The sequence below is a fragment of the Pseudomonas sp. PNPG3 genome (genome assembly GCF_023093815.1).
GTDB lineage: Bacteria > Pseudomonadota > Gammaproteobacteria > Pseudomonadales > Pseudomonadaceae > Aquipseudomonas > Aquipseudomonas asiatica.
In genome coordinates this window covers 1-16,092 of the sequence record NZ_JALLKV010000038.1, presented here as the reverse complement: position 1 = coordinate 16,092, position 16,092 = coordinate 1, and the positions used below count along the sequence as shown (strand labels likewise).

Below are 16,092 nucleotides of genomic sequence, written 5' to 3'. Positions count from 1 at the left end.
CATGAACATCATCAACGCCCGTCTGCGTGGCAAGTCGGGCCTGTTTCGTATCGAACTGAACGGCGACCGTATCGCCGCCATCGAGCCCCAGGCCGATGTGGCGGTGCTGGCCAACCCCGACGACCTGGACGCCCAACAGAACCTGGTGGTGGCGCCCTTCGTCGAGCCGCACATTCACCTGGACGCCACCCTCACCGCCGGCGAGCCGAAGTGGAACATGAGCGGCACCTTGTTCGAAGGCATCGAACGCTGGGCCGAGCGCAAGGAAATCACCACCCACGACGACATCAAGCAGCGCTCGAAGAAGACCATCGACATGCTGGTGGACCATGGCATTCAGCACGTGCGAACCCATGTGGATGTGACCGACCCCAAGCTCACCGCGCTCAAGGCCATGGTCGAGGTGCGCGAGGAAGTACGCCACCTGGTTGACCTGCAAATCGTCGCCTTCCCCCAGGAGGGCATCGAGTCGTTCGCCAATGGCCGGGCCCTGATGACCGAAGCGGTGGCCATGGGCGCCGATGTGGTCGGTGGCATTCCGCATTTCGAGAACACTCGCGATCAGGGTGTGTCGTCGGTGAAGTTCCTGATGGAGCTGGCTGAGCGCACCGGTTGCCTGGTGGACGTGCACTGTGACGAAACCGACGACCCACAGTCGCGCTTCCTCGAGGTGCTGGCCGAAGAGGCCCGGGTACGTGGCATGGGCGCTCGGGTCACGGCGAGCCACACCACGGCCATGGGCTCTTATGACAACGCTTACTGCTACAAGCTGTTCCGCCTGCTGAAAATGTCGGGCATCAACTTCATCTCGTGCCCGACCGAGAGCATTCACCTGCAAGGGCGCTTCGACACTTACCCCAAGCGCCGCGGGCTGACCCGCGTGGCCGAGATCGACCGCGCCGGGATGAACGTGTGCTTCGGCCAGGACTCCATCGTCGACCCGTGGTACCCGCTGGGCAACGGCAACATCCTGCGCATTCTCGAAGCCGGGCTGCACATCTGCCACATGCTCGGCTACGAAGACCTGCAACGCAGCCTGGATCTGATCACCGACAACAGTGCCCGCACCCTCAACCTTGGGGAGCGTTATGGCATCGAGGTCGGGCGGCCGGCCAACTTGCTGCTGCTGTCGGCGCCGGATGATTACGAGATGGTCCGCAGCCAGGGCCACGCACTAATTTCGGTGCGCAACGGCAAAGTGTTGATGCGCCGCACGTCGGCGCAGGTCGAACGCTTTGCCTGACGCCACCCTCTAGCAACGGCATTCATCATGCCCCGCCGGCTTTGGCCGGGCGGGGTGCTTTGCCATGGGCGCAGGATAATTACTGATGCCAAATTCGGTATCAATGGCTAACGAAATACGAATTATCAGAATCAAAGCCGCCCCTTAGACTCGAGTCCATGGCAACCCAGCCAGGTTGCCCGGACAGTTCTGAACCTGTGGAGTCAGTGCATGTTATCGAAGCAGACAATCGGGCTACGCCGCGTGGTCGTGACCGGCATGGGCATCGTCTCATGTCTGGGCAACAGCCCTGCGCAGGTCCTCCAGGCATTGCGCCAGGGGCGCTCGGGAATCGCCTTCAACCTGGCCTATGCGCAAGCGGGGCTGCGCAGCCATGTCAGCGGCCGGCTGGAGGTCGACTTTCAGCGCATCGACCGGCGCCACCGGCGCTTCATGGGCGATGCCGCAGCCTATGGCTACCTGGCCATGGCCGATGCCATCGCCGATGCACGGCTGACGCCCGAGCAGGTGGCCGACACCCGCACCGGCTGCGTGATGGGCTCGGGTGGCGGCTCCAGCGAAGACATCGTCGAGGCCAACCAGCTGCTGCACAGCCAGGGCGTACGCAAGGTGGGGCCGTACCGTGTACCCCGTACCATGACCAGTACGGTCTCAGCGTGCCTGGCCAGTTTCTTCGGCATCAAGGGCCTCAACTATTCCATCGCCTCGGCCTGCGCCACCAGCGCCCATTGCATCGGCCACGCCTTCGAGCAGATCCAGTTCGGCAAACAGGATGTGGTGTTTGCTGGCGGTGCCGAAGCCGAGCACTTCAGCCAGAGCTGCATGTTCGACGCCATGGGCGCGTTTTCCACCGGCTACAACGACCGGCCGGCCACTGCCAGCCGCCCTTATGACGTGGCCCGTGATGGCTTCGTTATCAGCGGCGGGGCAGGGGTGCTGGTGCTGGAGGCGCTGGAGCATGCCCAGGCGCGCGGGGCGACCATCCTCGCCGAAGTGATCGGCTATGGCACTGCCTCCGATGGCCAGGACATGGTTTCCCCCAGCGGCGACGGCGCACTGCGCGCCATGCAGATGGCCCTGGCCAGTTGCGCCGAACCGGTGGATTACCTCAATACCCATGGCACCAGCACCCAGGCCGGCGACCTGGTGGAACTGCAGGCGGCACTGGCTGCCTTCGACGGTGAACTGCCGCCGTTCAGCTCGACCAAGTCGCTGAGCGGGCACGCGCTGGGGGCGGCCGGGGTGCACGAGGCGATCTATGCGTTGCTGATGATGCGCCACGGTTTCATGGCGGCTTCGCACAACATCGAACAGCTCGACCCGCAGGTCGAGGGGCTGCCCTTGGTACGGAGCGTGCGCGAAGGGCAGCAGGTGAATTGCGTGATGTCCAACAGCTTCGGTTTCGGCGGGGCCAATGCCTCGCTGGTGTTCAGCCGTCGGGGGCTGGAGGCGCAGGGCGCACATTGACGGTGACGGCCCACCAGAGGCCCGCCCGGACTGAGCTTGAGGGCTGCGCCTGCAGCCCACTCGCTGCGTGAAGGTTTCGAACTGCCAATCGCTTGTTCTCCAACAGACAGTGAGGTGGATATGTCGGGTACGTCGCAGCAGCCGGTCGCGCCGGAGCAATTGAAACGCGTGGTCTGGGCCGCGTCCATCGGCAACTTCGTCGAGTGGTTCGACTTTGCCCTGTATGGTTTTCTGGCGACCACCATCGCCCAGTTGTTCTTCCCCTCGGGTGACAGCACCACGGCGCTGCTCAAGACCTTTGCCGTGTTCGCCGTTGCCTTTGCTTTCCGCCCGCTCGGCGGGCTGGTGTTCGGCATGCTGGGGGACCATTTCGGGCGGCGCCGGGTGTTGTCGATCACGATCCTGCTGATGGCCGCAGCCACCACCCTGATCGGGCTGCTGCCGACCTATGCCAGCATCGGCCTGGCCGCCCCGTTGCTGTTGACGCTGATCCGCTGTGTGCAGGGTTTTTCCGCCGGTGGCGAATACGCCGGTGCCTGCATTTACCTCATCGAGCACGCCCCGGCCGGGCAGCGCGCCCGCTATGGCAGTGCCGCGCTGGTGTCGACCTTCGCCTCGTTCGCGGCCGCCGCCATCGTCACCTATGCCCTGAACCGCTGGCTGACAGCCGAGCAGATGGCAACCTTCGGTTGGCGCCTGCCCTTTCTGATCGCCGCGCCCCTCGGGCTGGTGGGCCTGTACCTGCGCTGGCGCCTGGACGAGACGCCGGCGTTCAAGGCGCTGGCTAGCGCCGAGCGTGCCGTGCATGCACCGCTGGGCCAGACATTGCGCGAGCAGGGCGGGGCGATGTGCTGCCTGGCGGCGTTCATCTCGCTGACCGCGCTGTCGTTCTACATGTGCACCACCTACTTCGTGACCTACCTGCAACTGCAAGGCGGCCAGCCGCAGCCCACAGCGCTGTTGATCTCTTTGCTGACCTTGCTGTTCGCCGCAGCCTGCTGCCCCTTTGCCGGACGCTTTTCCGACCGCGTTGGCCGGCGCCCGACCATGGTCACGGCTGCCGCCTGGCTGGTGCTGACCATTTACCCGGCGTTTCTGCTGGCGCGCTCCGGGTTGTTCTACCCAGCATTGGCGGGGGCATTCCTGTTGGCCATCGGCGCGGTGCTGTGCGGTGTGGTCACGGCCGTGCTGTTGTCGGAAGTGTTCCCCACCCGCAGTCGCTACACCGCCTCGGCCATCACCTACAACATGGCCTACACGCTGTTCGGCGGTACCGCGCCGCTGATCGCCACCTGGCTGATCGAGCGCAGCGGTGACCCGCTGTCGCCGGCCTATTACCTGGCCGGTATCGCCCTGTTCGCCCTGGCGGGCGGGCTGTCGTTGCCGGAGACGGCGGGGCGCCCCTTGAGCCACGCCGCCGATCAACCCGCCAACCCCTTGGCATAAAAAAAACAGGCCCCGCTTGGGGCCCCCGCACCTCAACAACAACCATAAGACCCACGTGCGAATCGGCTCGGCGGCGCAGTTGCCGAGTGCATTCGCGATCACCAGGAGTGACGCAGAATGGCCCGTATAGGCGTAGATGTCGGCGGTACCAACACAGACCTGATCCTGGAAACCACGGAGCGCGACTCCATCGGCCGGCGGATCTTTTCCCACAAGGTCCCCACCACCCTCGAAGACCAGTCCATCGCTGTGATGCGCGGGATTCTCGAGCTGTGTGCCAAGGCCGGAATCGGCGCCGAAGAAGTGGACCTGATCGTCCATGGCACTACGGTGGCGACCAACATTTCCATCGAACACAATGGCGCCGAGGTGGGCATGCTCACCACCAGGGGCTTCCGCGACATTCTGCACATTGGCCGGCACAAACGGCCCTACAACTTCTCGCTGCAGTTCGATGTGCCATGGCAGAGCACACCGCTGGTGCGTCGGCGTAACCGCATCGCCATCAACGAGCGCATCCTACCGCCCCATGGCCAGGTCGAGACGCCGCTGGACGAGCAGGAAGTCCGCGAGGCCGCGCAGTTGCTCAAGGCCCGTGGCGTGCAGGCCGTAATCATCGGCTTCATGTACGCCTTCCTCGACCGCTCCCATGAGCTGCGCGCCAAGGCCATCGTGCAGAAGGTGATGCCCGAGGCGTTCGTCTGCTGCTCCACCGATGTGGTGGACGTGATGCGCGAGTACGAGCGCTTTTCCACCACGGCCATGAACGCCTACGTCGGACCGCGCACCGCCCACTACCTGACCCACCTGGCCAGCCAGCTGCGTGAAAACGGCATCCAGGCCGACCTGCGCATCATGCAGTCCAACGGCGGTGTGGCCACCGTTGAAAGCTGCTGCGAGCGGCCGGTGAACATCCTCATGTCCGGCCCCGCCGGTGGCGTGATGGGCGGGCATTACTTCGCTGGGCTCGACGGTGAGCGCAACATCATCACCGTCGACATTGGTGGTACCTCGGCGGACATCTCGACCTTGGTCGATGGCCAGATCAAGGTGATGAACCCGCGCGACTCCTACGTGTCCGGGCACCCGGTGCTGGTGCCGATGATCGACCTGATCACCATCGGTGCCGGTGGCGGATCGGTGGCCTTCATCGACCCGGCCGGTGGCTTCCAGGTCGGCCCACGCTCGGCCGGTTCCAACCCCGGCCCGGCCTGTTACGGCCGCGGTGGCGAGGAGCCCACCGTGACCGACGCCAACATCGTGTTGGGCCGTCTGGACCCGGACCAGATGCTGGGCGGCGACCTGAAGATCGACCCGGCGCTGTCGTTCCAGGCCATCGAGGCGAAGATCGCCAAGCCGTTGGGCCTTAGCGTGCACCGGGCGGCCCTGGGCATCCTGCGGGTGGTCAACAACAACATGGCCCTGGCCATTCGTTCCAACTCGGTGGCCCGTGGTATCGACCCCCGCGATTTCGTGCTGATGCCGTTCGGCGGGGCAGGGCCGGTGCATGGTCCGGCGCTGGCCGATGAGGTCAATGCCAAGTCGGTGCTCATCCCGCCAGCGCCGGGCATCACCGCCGCCGCAGGCCTGCTGACCACCGACCTGCAGTACGAGGCCCTGCGCTCGTTGCTGTGCACCCTGAATACCATCGACGACACGCAATTGAATCGGCTCGAAAGCGCCTTGCAGGAACTGGAAGCCAATGTTCGGCAACAACTGCGCAACGATGGCGTGGACGATGCCTGCATGCAGCTGACCCGCATCGCCGAATGCCGCTACGACGGTCAGGGCTTCGAGTTGCGTGCCCTGATCCCTGGCGGCAGGGTGGACCACCAGGCCATTGCCCAGGTCATGGCGCATTTCCACCAAGTGCATGAGCAGGACTACGGCTATTGCTACGCCGATGCCCCGGTGGAAGTCGTCAGCCTGCGTGTCATCGGCCATTCCCAGTCCGAGAAGCTGGCCTGGCAGCCGCTGCCGGCGGCGGTCGACAGCGACACCGGCCAGGCCTTCCTTTACGAGCGCGACACCTGGTTCGACGATGGCCAGTGCCTGCCCACGCCACGCTATGACCGCAGCAAGCTGCACGCCGGCCAGTACATCGAAGGCCCGGCCATGCTCATGCAGCACGACTCCACCTCGCTGGTGCCGCCGGGTTGGGTGGCCAGGGTGAGCGCCCACGGCAACCTGATCATCTCCCGCCAGTAACGCCAGAGGACACAGCCATGAATACGCAACCGGTCGATCCGATCACCCTGCAAGTCATCAGCGGCGCCTTGAAGACCATCGCCGAAGAGATGGGCCACGTGCTGTACCGCATGTCGTTCTCATCGATCATCCGCGAGTCCCAGGACATGGGCGCCGGGCTGTTCGACACCCGCTACCAGACCATCTGCGAGTCCGAATCCACGCCGATGCACATCGGCTCGATCCCGGCCTACCTGCGCGGCATCGAGGCCACCCTGCAAGGTGGCGCCTGGCACGAGGGCGATGTGGTGGTGCACAACCATCCCTATCACGGCTCCAGCCACAGCCCGGACCTGGCGGTGATCGTGCCGATTTTCCATGAAGGCGAGCTGGTGGGCTTTTCCGGCAACACCGCGCACCACATCGACATCGGCGCAGCTACGCCGGGGTTGATCATCGACGTAGGCGACGTGTACGCCGAAGGCATGCTGATGGCCGGGCTCAAGCTCTATGAGCGCGGTGTGCGCAACGAAGCGCTGGTGCAGATGTTCCGTTACAACAGCCGTGCATCCGACCAGCTGATTCGCGACATCGAAGCCCAGGTGGCCTCGGCGCAGCTGGGCGCCCGGCGCTTCAAGGAACTACTGACCCGCTACGGCAAGGACTTCAGCTTTACCGCGATCAACCAGTTGATCGACTACGCCGAAACCATCATGCGCCAGCAGATCGCGCAGATTCCCGATGGCGACTACCGCGCCGAAGGCTTCCTCGACGACGACGGCCGCAACCGCGAGCGGCGCCTGCCGGTGGTGGTCACGGTAAAAGTGAGCGGTGATGCCCTGGAGGTGGACCTGACCGGTTCGGCGTTGCAAACCGAAACCGCCTATAACGTGCCGTTCGAAGGTTCGTGCAAGGTGGCCGCCTACGCCGCCTTCCGCAAGCTGCTGCTCGACGCTGCCACGCTGCCCAGCCCGGTGCCGTCCAACGAGGGGTCGTTCCGCCCGATCAGCGTCGTGGCGCCGCTGGGCACGATTTTCAACCCAGTGTTCCCAGCCGCTGCCGAGGCGCGCTTCACCCAGTGCAACCGGATGATCGATCTCATCATCAAGGCCCTGGCCCCGGTGCTGCCGGAGCGGGTGATCGCCGGCAGCTCGGCGTCGATCTCCTTCGCTGCCTATTCCGGGGTGAAGGCCGATGGCGACTATTGGGTATTCCTCGAAGTCAACGAAGGGGCATACGGCGGGCGGCCGAAATCCGACGGGCCCGATGCCATCGACAACCTGATGGCCAACACCCGCAACAACCCCATCGAAGACCTGGGGATGCACCTGCCGATGATCTGCGACCGCTACGAGCTGCGTGACGATGTGCAGCCAGGCGCTGGCAAGTACCGCGGTGGCATCGGTGTGGTAAAGGCCCAGCGGGTGCTCACGGCGGGCTTCATCACCCACGAAAGCGAACGGCATTTCGATGTGCCCTGGGGGGTGTTCGGTGGCTGCGACGGGGTGGTAGGCAAGACCGAGATCTACAATGTCGCCAGCCCCGGGCAGGTGGTGTCGATGCCGTCGAAGTTCTCCGGGTACGCGTCCAAGGCGGGGGATGTGATGGCCTACTACTCGCCCTGTGGCGGTGGCTATGGCAACCCGCTAGAACGCAGTGCCGAGCAGGTGCGCGAAGACGTGCTGGATGACTTCTGCAGCCTCGAACAGGCCTTTGAGGTGTACGGAGTGGTGCTCGACGAGCAGGTGCGCCTGGACATCGAGGCCACCCGCGCCCGGCGCCAGCAACTGCAGGGCTGACCACAGGTCTGCCCGCCGCAGCCTTTGCTGGGTTGCTATTCGCCAGCAAAGGCCGTTGCCCACGTTCGTTCCTTTCCCCAAGAGCCTGCGGCCATCGCCATGGCAGGTAGGTTGCGCCTTCCATTCATGCACAGGTGCTTCGATGAACAGCCCCGAATTGACTTCTGTCTCACCGACTCCGGCCGTCTCCCGTCACAACCTGTTGGAACCGTCGATTCTTCCGGTACAACGACGACATCGCTCGATCGGTACCCTGGGTTTCACCTGGATCTGGATCGGTATCGCGTTCATGATCGCCACCTTCCAGCTGGGTGCTACGGGTGTTGCCGGCCTGCCGCTGCCACAGGTCGTAGCGATCATTCTGCTGGCCAACATCGTCCTGGCGCTACTGATGACCCTGACCGCGGACATCGGTACCGAACATGGTTTGTCTTTCGCGGTGTATTTGCGAGCGCCGTTCGGCGTGCATGGCACACACATTCCGTCATTGTTTCGCGGCCTGGTCGCGGCGATCTGGTTCGGTATCCAGACCTACCTCGGCGCCCTGGCCCTGAGCGGTATCGTCGAGTACTTGACCGGGTTCGACAACTGGGCCTTGTGGTATGTGATCTTCGCAGTGGTGCAAATCATCAATACCGCGCTGGGTATCAAGGCGGTAGAGTTTCTCTCGTCCATAGCAGCGCCGGCGATCATTGCCATCTCGGTTTGGATGTACCTGACCCTCGATGTGCTGGCAGTCACCAAAGGGGTCAATATCTGGACGTTCGTCGGCGACAAGCAGCTGACCATCATTACCCTGTTCCTGGCTAACGTGGCTTTCTGGTCGACCTTGGCCATCGACATTCCCAATATCACCCGTTACGTGCGGACACCAGTCAATGCTCGGGGGTTCCTGTCTCGTAACCGGCATATCTTTCTTGCTCAACTGGTCGCATTACCGCTGACTCAGACCTGGATCGCGGTCATTGGCGCGGCATCTTTCGTCGCCGCCGGAGACTGGAATCCAATCAATGTCATCCAGGCCCAGAGCACCGGGCTGAGCCTGGTCGTGCTGATGGTCCTGGTGGTGCTGGCACAGTGGTCGACCAATACTGCAGCCAACCTGATCCCGGCGGCGCTGACCTTCGTCAATGCTGGAGCACCACGAGTCAGATACCCGACTGCAGTGATGATCGCGGGAGTCATCGGTACACTTTCGATGCCGTGGGCCATCCTCGATAACCTGTTCGCCTTCCTGTTTTCGTATGGATCGTTCCTCTCGGCAATTGGCGGGATCATGGTGGCTGACTATTACCTGATTCGGCGACGCCGGTTGAACGTGCCGCAGTTGTATGAGCTGCAAGGGCAATTCCACTATTGGCGCGGTTTCAACCCTGCCGGCTTGTTAGCGTGGGCTGCGGCCAGCGTGTTGGCGTACTGTTCCGGTGACTGGGCATTTGTAGTCGGTTTCGTCAGCGGTTTGGTGATCCATGCCATGCTGATGAAGTTCTGGATCGTTCGGCGCTATCCCCAGCAAGAGCTCACCGGCAATGGCGCGCAGTGGCTGGCCAGCAGTGTCGGCCACGACTGGCGCTACGATGCCAGTACCGATCGCTTCGGCCTTACGCCATCAGATCAGGCGTGAAGCTCCGCAGCTCGGTGCCCTAGTAGGGCTTTGAAACGCGCGGCGGTAGGGCTCTGGTATTCCTCGTTCCACGCGGCGATGGTCTGCACCTGGGCATGCTCGTCCTGCAGCGGCACGATGACCACGCCTTCGCGCTGGATCCGGTAGGCGCATTCCGAATACAGCGACACCCCCATGTTGGCCGCCACCAGCCCGAGGATACCGATGCTGGTGGTGGCCTCCTGGTGAATGTTCGGGCTGAAACCGGCGCGCTGGCACAGCTGAAACGCCTGGTCGCGGAACAGGCTCCAGCCACTGGGCGCACCGAAGATGAAGCGCTCGTCGCGCAACTGTTCGATGCGCAAAGTGGCCTGTCCGGCCAGCGGGTGCCGTGACGGCAGAATTGCCACCATGCGTTCCTGGTTCACCGGCAATGAGGCGATGTCCGGCTCGGTCATTGGCCCCAGCAGGAACCCCACGTCGATCAGGCAATCGCGGATCGCCTTGTACTGCTCGTGAGAGGGCATGTACAGCAACTCCACGGTCACATCCGGGTGCAGGTCCTTGAAGCGCTCGAGAATGCCCGGCAGCGCGCCGTTGATGGCGAAGTCGTTGTAGGCCACGGTCAGGTGGCCGATGTCCCCCGCCGCGGCGCTACGCGCCAGGTCGATACCGCGTTCGATATGGCGGAACACCTGCTGGCATTCCTGCAAAAACAGCCGACCGGCCTCGGTCAGCGCCACATGGCGCGTGGTGCGCATGAACAACTCCGCCCCCAGCTCGCTTTCCAGCGCCTTGATCAGGCGGCTCAAAGCCGGCTGGGTGATGAACAGGGCATCGGCGGCGCGCTTGAAATGCAGCAGTTGCGCGACGCGGACGAAGGCTTTTATCTGCTTGAGATCAAAGCGGATATTAATGCTCATTTTGGTATCAATGCTCGCCAACAATGAATTGGATGTCATCAGTGGCCGAGATTATCGTGAGTTCCAGGTCAAGGCAAACCTTCCTTGCCGAACCGCTCACAACGACCCACTGGGGAGATTCACTATGTCGCAAGACCTGATGACCATGCTCGAACGCGCCTTCGAAGAATCGACCAAGCTCTACAAGGAGCGTGGCTTCCAGCGCCGTATCGGCTTCGGCAAGCGCCCGGCGCTGATCAACGTCGACCTGGCCAACGCCTGGACCCGCCCAGGCAACCCGTTCACCTGCGAAAAGATCGACGACGAAATCATCCCCGGCGTGCAGCGCCTGATGAAGGTGTTCCGTGCCAACCACTTCCCGATCGTCCACGTCACCACCTGCTACCAGAACACCGACCGCCATGACCCCAACACCGACATGGGCCAGTGGCACAACAAGATCCCGGTGGACGTGGTCAACCAGGCCGATGAGAACCTCTGGGCGATCGACTCGCGCATCGCGCCAGTCGATGGCGAGTTCGTGCTGGTGAAGAAGCGCGCCAGTTCGTTCAGCGGCACCTCGCTGGCCGGGTACCTGCGCTCGGCAGGGGTCGACACCATCCTGGTGACCGGCGTGACGGCCTCGGCTTGCGTGCGTACCACCCTGTGCGACGGCCTGGCCGAAGGCTTCCGCACCATCGCCGTGAAAGAGTGCATCGGCGACCGGGTACCGGGCGCGGTGGCCTGGAACCTGTTTGACATTGATGCCAAGTTCGCCGACGTGGAAACCGTCGACAGCTGCCTGGATTACCTGGCTAGCATTGGCAAACGTTGACCGCCCGGGTGTGACCCGCGCCATGCTGAAGCCGGGCTTCAGCATGGCGCGTTGCGTTTGTCCAGCCGCATGGCTGAAACACACCTGTACGCCAGGCTCATTGATTGCAAGCTAAGCGATTGTTAAGGTCGGTCCTCCCAAGAATCATCATGAGCGTCTGGTCGAGCTGGCAACTATCTTCAACTGCGAAACAGCCGACCTGCTGACCGAGGGAGCTCCCGCCCGGAGGACCAGGCCCGCAGGCTCCATGACCTTCTTTCCCGGCTGACAGCGGCAGACCGTGAGCTTGTCATGGACATGGTGGAGCGCCTGGTTGCCCGGCTCGGCCAGGACTGAGCGCTGAATCATGGCGACTACATGGCGGGCTCGGACGCCTCCTCTGTACCCGGCTCATCGAACAGCGATCCACAGCGCAGGCACAAATACCTGAACCCTCCGAAGTGATATTTGGCGACCCCAGGGTTGGGGTATCTGTGTCCGCCTCCTGAGCCCCCTGCAATGCACTGTCGGCCAGGCTGACCAGCAGGGCGATGCCCTTGGCAACGTCCCGCGTCAGAATGGCCTTGGACTCGCAGATTAAGCATCTGATCATGGTTCCTCGTGGTAATAACGGCCGAATGCACAGCCGCTGGTGATGACTGGTTGGCGGTTGTCGCTGGGGGTTTTCAGCAGGGATTGCCCGGGCGTGGGCAGAGCAATCTGAGCAGGCGATTCAGCATCCAGCAGGCCAGGACCACGGCGAGCAGCAGCGGCGGGAAGCGCAGCATGAGCAAGATGCTCAGCACCACCGTAGCAGCGGCCGCGAGCGCGCCGATGAAGATGAGCAGGTGGAGTAGAAATCGAAGTAGAAGCATAGTGAGTCTCCAAGAAAACCTGCCTGGCCGATGACGGCAGCGCAGGCAGGTGGGATTCAGTGGGGCTGTGAGGCGAGGGCTTCCAGTTTGTCTGCGAGGAATTTGGGCGCCGCCTGTGAATCAACGGGGGCGGTCGAGCTGGCTGGCTCTGGGGCGGTGAAGAACTCCTCGATCACGGCGTGACTGTCTTCTTCGCTGTCCTCAAAGGCGCCATTGCCGAAGCCCCGGCGGGCTGCCTCATCCAGCGCCCCTTGATCGAAGCCGGCGGTTTGCCGTTGCGCCGCGAGCTCGCCCGCCTGCTGCAGAGCTTCAGCCATGCCCATGCCGTTGCGTACCGTGAGGTCGACGTAGAAGATCGGGGTGCCGTGGCTCTGGCGCGTCGACTTGCCGCGTAGGCGCAGCTCCAGCGGCAGGCAGGCCAAGCGATTGCCGGAAATGGCCTGGAAGTAATGTAGCCGGGCTGCCAGGGTGCGGATGCTGTTGAAGCCGGTGGTGCGGAACACGAAGGTGCCCAGCGGATCCTCCTCGCCAATGACCACGTTCAGCCGGCCATAGGGCCTGCAGGCATTACCCTTGGCCAGCGGGCAGGCATCCGGCGAAGGGCAGGGCAGCGATTGCATACCGTCCTGAGTGACGCGCTTGCAGGTTTCGCCATTACCGACGCACAGTGGCCGTCCCGACTGCCGGTCGAACAGGGTGTAGTCGGCGCGAAAGTTCAATTCCGGTTCGTTGAACAGCAGACGTACCGGGATGCTACGCAGCTTGTCGTCCTTGCCCTGACGCAGTTCATCGTTGAGCGGGTGCAACAGCCAGCCATCCCGGCCCTGCACTTGGGACGTGATGGTGAACTGGTCATCCTTCTCCGGAAGACGCTTACCGTTTTTCTCGACGACCTTGCCAATGGAGATGCGACCGAGTGCGGGAGGGATGAGTGCGAGACCTTTCAACATGGTGGTGCTCCTGGAAATGAAAAAGGCCAGCCACGCAGCGCGAACTGCATGGACTGGCCAAGGGGGAAGGGGTGATGGAGGAGGAAATCAGCCGACCAGGAAGCGCCGCGCACCGGGCTTCAGCAACGGATACTTGGCCTGCAGGTACGGCTTGTCCTTGAGCAGTTGCGCGACATCGAAACCGATGTTGTCCTTGGCCTTGCGCCAACTGACGTAGCCGCTGGAGAACTCCGCGCGACTGGCGTCGCCCATGGCCTGCTGCAGCATCTGCTTGAGCTCGGCCTCGCGCTTTTCCTTGTCGGCCATCGACTGCCGCAGGGCCTTCAGTTCGATATAGGCGGCAGTCAGCCCAGCATGGCTGCTGAAGTTGACTACCTGACCGTTGTCCTCCGGATACAGGCAGCGTAGCGCTGCCTCCGCGGATGCCGTCCCGTCGGCTGGCGGTGGTGTGTCGGTCTCCACGTAGCGCCAGAACTTGCACTCCAGCTCGATCAGGCGAGCAATCATCTGCTCGTCCCGCTCAATGCGGTGGATCTCCAGCGTCTGGCCACCAAGCAGCACGGCTACATCCGCAGCCTGCTTGCCAGTGACGGCGAGCTGGTGCATCACCTGAAGCTCGACATACTCGGGGATGCCTTCCTTCCAGAGACGTGCCCCGTTTATGCCGGCGGTCTTGCATTCGAGGATCTGCACATCGTCGGCACCGATTACCTCACGGTCGATGTTGGCCAGCATCCAGGGCAGCTCCGGATCCGGATGCTGTAGCACGGCGTTAATGCGGCGGACCTTGTTCTTGGTGCGCTTGCTGTAGTGCCAGGCCACGATGGGTTCCAGGACGTTGCCCCAATACATCGGGCTTTCCTCATCCTGGGTATCGCCCTTAGGCAGCGCAGTGTCGCGGCCGGTCTTCTCCAGCCACAGTTCGAGCTGCGATTTGTAGGGATTCAGTCCCACGGCAGCCGCGGCATCCGAACTGCCGATGCCTTGTTTACGGATCTGCAGCCAGTCCTCGCGCGGAAGCTCCTTGGTGCTGACCAGGCGCAGGGCCGGGCGGGCTTTGCGGGAGCTGCCGTTCAATGACGTTGCTTTCATGGTATTCACCTGCAGACATGAAAACGCCCGACCAGCACAAGGCTGACCGGGCGCGAGGGTTGAAGTAAGTGAGGGCTAAGCGGCGAGCTGTAGCGCGGCATCCAGAGCGCGTTGCTTGATCTGTGCCCCCTGGCCGAACCAGGCCGAGTCCATGCGGTACTCGTTGCTGCGGGCACGACGTTCGTGGTCGACGTACTCGGTCACGGCGTTGAGTAGGCCCCAAGCTGTGCCACGTGCAGAGTCCAGCTGGCTACCGCGACCACGGCCTTCGTACAGCTCCTGGGCTTTGCGTAGCGCACGCTCGTTGGGCAGTACCTCCGGTAGGGCGCCGGTCGGGCTGGTCTCGCACAGCACGCCCATAAAGAATCCCAAAGCCTCATGCCACTGCACCTTGCGTTCGGCCAGCGCGCGCATGCGGTACATGAAGTCGTCCCACTGGGATACGGCGATACCGAGCTGTTTCTTCACTGCTTGCGGATCGAAGCGGGTGTTGTGCGGCACCTTGATCGCGCGGCTGGTGCCGTCCAGGGCGATGGTCAGGGTGTTGTTGCACACCACGCGCACAGTGGTGGGTGTGGCAGTGGTGGCCAGGGTGCCGTCGCAGGATGTCGCGAGCAGCAGATAGCCGTTGACCTGATCATTACCCTTGATCGCAGCGCCTTGCCCGGTACGCGCCAGCGCCCAGAACTTGCGCCCGCCCTTGAGCACGCCAGCGGTTTCCAGCTCGTAGCCGGATACCTCGGTGAGGTCCCGGTAAAACTCGAGCACTTCCCGAGGCTGCACGGTGTGGTAGCGCTGCGAGACCACCGACAGCGGGGTTTTGGTGTCCGAACGGAACAGCACCTTCTGTTCGGGGAAGGAGTGAATTGCGCCCAGATGGCCCGTGACCTCTGATTTGAAATGCACGGGACTTTCGAGGATCTGCCAGTCCATCCCGGCTTCACGCTGCCAGACTTCGATGGGTTGTTTCTGAGTGAGCTGATTGCCCAGGCCATGCCACGGAGTAGCGCCAGCGTAGGCCATGGTTTCGACGAGATGTGCCATGTGAGCGATTCCTTTGGGTGCAGGCCGGCATAAAGCGCCGCGCCAGGCGCAGCACCGACCGGACGATTGAAATGAGAGGAGAGAAAGGGCCGGATCAGACTGGCAGGTTGAAGCGATGACCGCAGAGCAGACAGAGATTGTGGGCCAGGACGTGGCGGTCGAGCGACTCGCCAAGCTGGGCGCCTAGCGCACACCCGCCTACGCCGCCGGCCAGGCCGGCGAGAATGGCACCAGACACGGAACCTAGGGTGATACCGACAGGTCCGGCGAACGCGCCGATAGCTGCGCCAGCTTGGCCACCTCCCAGGGCTGCGCTGACGCTACGTGCAATACCGCCAAGGGTGCCGACGGCGGCGCCGACTCTCATGGCGTGATGGAAGGAAGCGATTTTTGGGGAGTGACAGCGAGGGCACTGCAATGACATGGGGCTAACCTCCTTGGTGCTTATGTCATCGCGATAATGTGTGGTTGAGATTTTTTCGAGTCGAATGGTCGCATTTCAGAAGCGAAACCAATGACGTAACGAGCCACAATCGGCAGAGACAGGCCGGGATTAGTGCTGATAGCTACTGCTCGCGTAGCGTCGCTCAAACTCCATCGTGCAGAGATAGCCCTTTGAATCGCCCCTGGTTTCGTAGACACCTCCAAGCCTCATAATGAGGCCCAAATA

Annotated in this window: 13 protein-coding genes; 7 read left to right on the top strand and 6 right to left on the bottom strand. The window is 63.0% G+C overall.

Annotated elements, in window-relative coordinates:
- The first annotated feature begins 1 nt into the window (after position 1).
- The 6 genes from codA to MJ643_RS21245 all read left to right on the top strand — a co-directional run bounded on the left by codA (position 2) and on the right by MJ643_RS21245 (position 9,766).
- Complete coding sequence (codA, locus tag MJ643_RS21270; protein WP_033959459.1) at positions 2–1,243, top strand: cytosine deaminase; 1,242 nt, start codon at positions 2–4, stop codon at positions 1,241–1,243.
- Between the two features lie 210 nt (positions 1,244–1,453).
- Entirely contained in the window at positions 1,454–2,710 is a 1,257-nt protein-coding gene (locus tag MJ643_RS21265; RefSeq protein WP_009683511.1) for a beta-ketoacyl synthase N-terminal-like domain-containing protein, read from the top strand.
- 120 nt (positions 2,711–2,830) lie between these two features.
- Positions 2,831–4,156, top strand: coding sequence for an MFS transporter (locus tag MJ643_RS21260; protein ID WP_009683512.1), 1,326 nt, complete (start codon positions 2,831–2,833; stop codon positions 4,154–4,156).
- A gap of 117 nt (positions 4,157–4,273) precedes the next feature.
- A complete protein-coding gene (locus MJ643_RS21255) occupies positions 4,274–6,364 on the top strand; it encodes a hydantoinase/oxoprolinase family protein (RefSeq protein WP_023101487.1) in 2,091 nt (696 codons plus the stop codon).
- Between the two features lie 17 nt (positions 6,365–6,381).
- Positions 6,382–8,142, top strand: coding sequence for a hydantoinase B/oxoprolinase family protein (locus MJ643_RS21250; RefSeq protein ID WP_009683515.1), 1,761 nt, complete (start codon positions 6,382–6,384; stop codon positions 8,140–8,142).
- A 142-nt stretch (positions 8,143–8,284) separates the two neighbouring features.
- Positions 8,285–9,766 carry an NCS1 family transporter gene (locus MJ643_RS21245; RefSeq protein WP_023101486.1) on the top strand — a complete coding sequence of 494 codons (1,482 nt, stop codon included), beginning with the start codon at positions 8,285–8,287 and terminating at the stop codon, positions 9,764–9,766.
- On the opposite strand, the gene MJ643_RS21240 is transcribed toward MJ643_RS21245, so the two are convergent.
- On the bottom strand, positions 9,757–10,668 hold the full coding sequence (locus MJ643_RS21240) for a LysR family transcriptional regulator (protein WP_009683517.1): 912 nt from the start codon (positions 10,666–10,668) through the stop codon (positions 9,757–9,759). The genes MJ643_RS21245 and MJ643_RS21240 overlap by 10 nt on opposite strands.
- A 124-nt stretch (positions 10,669–10,792) precedes the next feature.
- On the opposite strand from MJ643_RS21240, the gene MJ643_RS21235 reads away from it, so the two are divergent.
- Positions 10,793–11,482, top strand: coding sequence for an isochorismatase family protein (locus MJ643_RS21235; protein ID WP_009683518.1), 690 nt, complete (start codon positions 10,793–10,795; stop codon positions 11,480–11,482).
- 665 nt (positions 11,483–12,147) lie between these two features.
- On the opposite strand, the gene MJ643_RS21225 is transcribed toward MJ643_RS21235, so the two are convergent.
- From MJ643_RS21225 to MJ643_RS21205, 5 genes are all read right to left on the bottom strand, one after another.
- A complete protein-coding gene (locus MJ643_RS21225; protein WP_009683519.1) occupies positions 12,148–12,336 on the bottom strand; it encodes a hypothetical protein in 189 nt (62 codons plus the stop codon).
- 56 nt (positions 12,337–12,392) lie between these two features.
- Complete coding sequence (locus MJ643_RS21220) at positions 12,393–13,286, bottom strand: hypothetical protein (RefSeq protein WP_009683520.1); 894 nt, start codon at positions 13,284–13,286, stop codon at positions 12,393–12,395.
- A gap of 87 nt (positions 13,287–13,373) precedes the next feature.
- Positions 13,374–14,378 (bottom strand): lambda-exonuclease family protein, encoded by a 1,005-nt coding sequence (locus MJ643_RS21215; protein WP_034023887.1) that lies wholly within the window; start codon positions 14,376–14,378, stop codon positions 13,374–13,376.
- Between the two features lie 75 nt (positions 14,379–14,453).
- A complete protein-coding gene (locus tag MJ643_RS21210) occupies positions 14,454–15,422 on the bottom strand; it encodes a DUF932 domain-containing protein (RefSeq protein ID WP_033959465.1) in 969 nt (322 codons plus the stop codon).
- A 94-nt stretch (positions 15,423–15,516) separates the two neighbouring features.
- A complete protein-coding gene (locus MJ643_RS21205) occupies positions 15,517–15,789 on the bottom strand; it encodes a hypothetical protein (protein WP_232333269.1) in 273 nt (90 codons plus the stop codon).
- Positions 15,790–16,092: the final 303 nt, after the last annotated feature.

Bases quoted from the DNA above. Each gene is read 5' to 3' on its own strand.
- codA (WP_033959459.1), top strand. From the start codon at position 2: ATGAACATCATCAACGCCCGTCTGCGTGGCAAGTCGGGCCTGTTTCGT.
- MJ643_RS21265 (WP_009683511.1), top strand. From the start codon at position 1,454: ATGTTATCGAAGCAGACAATCGGGCTACGCCGCGTGGTCGTGACCGGC.
- MJ643_RS21260 (WP_009683512.1), top strand. From the start codon at position 2,831: ATGTCGGGTACGTCGCAGCAGCCGGTCGCGCCGGAGCAATTGAAACGC.
- MJ643_RS21255 (WP_023101487.1), top strand. From the start codon at position 4,274: ATGGCCCGTATAGGCGTAGATGTCGGCGGTACCAACACAGACCTGATC.
- MJ643_RS21250 (WP_009683515.1), top strand. From the start codon at position 6,382: ATGAATACGCAACCGGTCGATCCGATCACCCTGCAAGTCATCAGCGGC.
- MJ643_RS21245 (WP_023101486.1), top strand. From the start codon at position 8,285: ATGAACAGCCCCGAATTGACTTCTGTCTCACCGACTCCGGCCGTCTCC.
- MJ643_RS21240 (WP_009683517.1), bottom strand. From the start codon at position 10,668: ATGAGCATTAATATCCGCTTTGATCTCAAGCAGATAAAAGCCTTCGTC.
- MJ643_RS21235 (WP_009683518.1), top strand. From the start codon at position 10,793: ATGTCGCAAGACCTGATGACCATGCTCGAACGCGCCTTCGAAGAATCG.
- MJ643_RS21225 (WP_009683519.1), bottom strand. From the start codon at position 12,336: ATGCTTCTACTTCGATTTCTACTCCACCTGCTCATCTTCATCGGCGCG.
- MJ643_RS21220 (WP_009683520.1), bottom strand. From the start codon at position 13,286: ATGTTGAAAGGTCTCGCACTCATCCCTCCCGCACTCGGTCGCATCTCC.
- MJ643_RS21215 (WP_034023887.1), bottom strand. From the start codon at position 14,378: ATGAAAGCAACGTCATTGAACGGCAGCTCCCGCAAAGCCCGCCCGGCC.
- MJ643_RS21210 (WP_033959465.1), bottom strand. From the start codon at position 15,422: ATGGCACATCTCGTCGAAACCATGGCCTACGCTGGCGCTACTCCGTGG.
- MJ643_RS21205 (WP_232333269.1), bottom strand. From the start codon at position 15,789: ATGAGAGTCGGCGCCGCCGTCGGCACCCTTGGCGGTATTGCACGTAGC.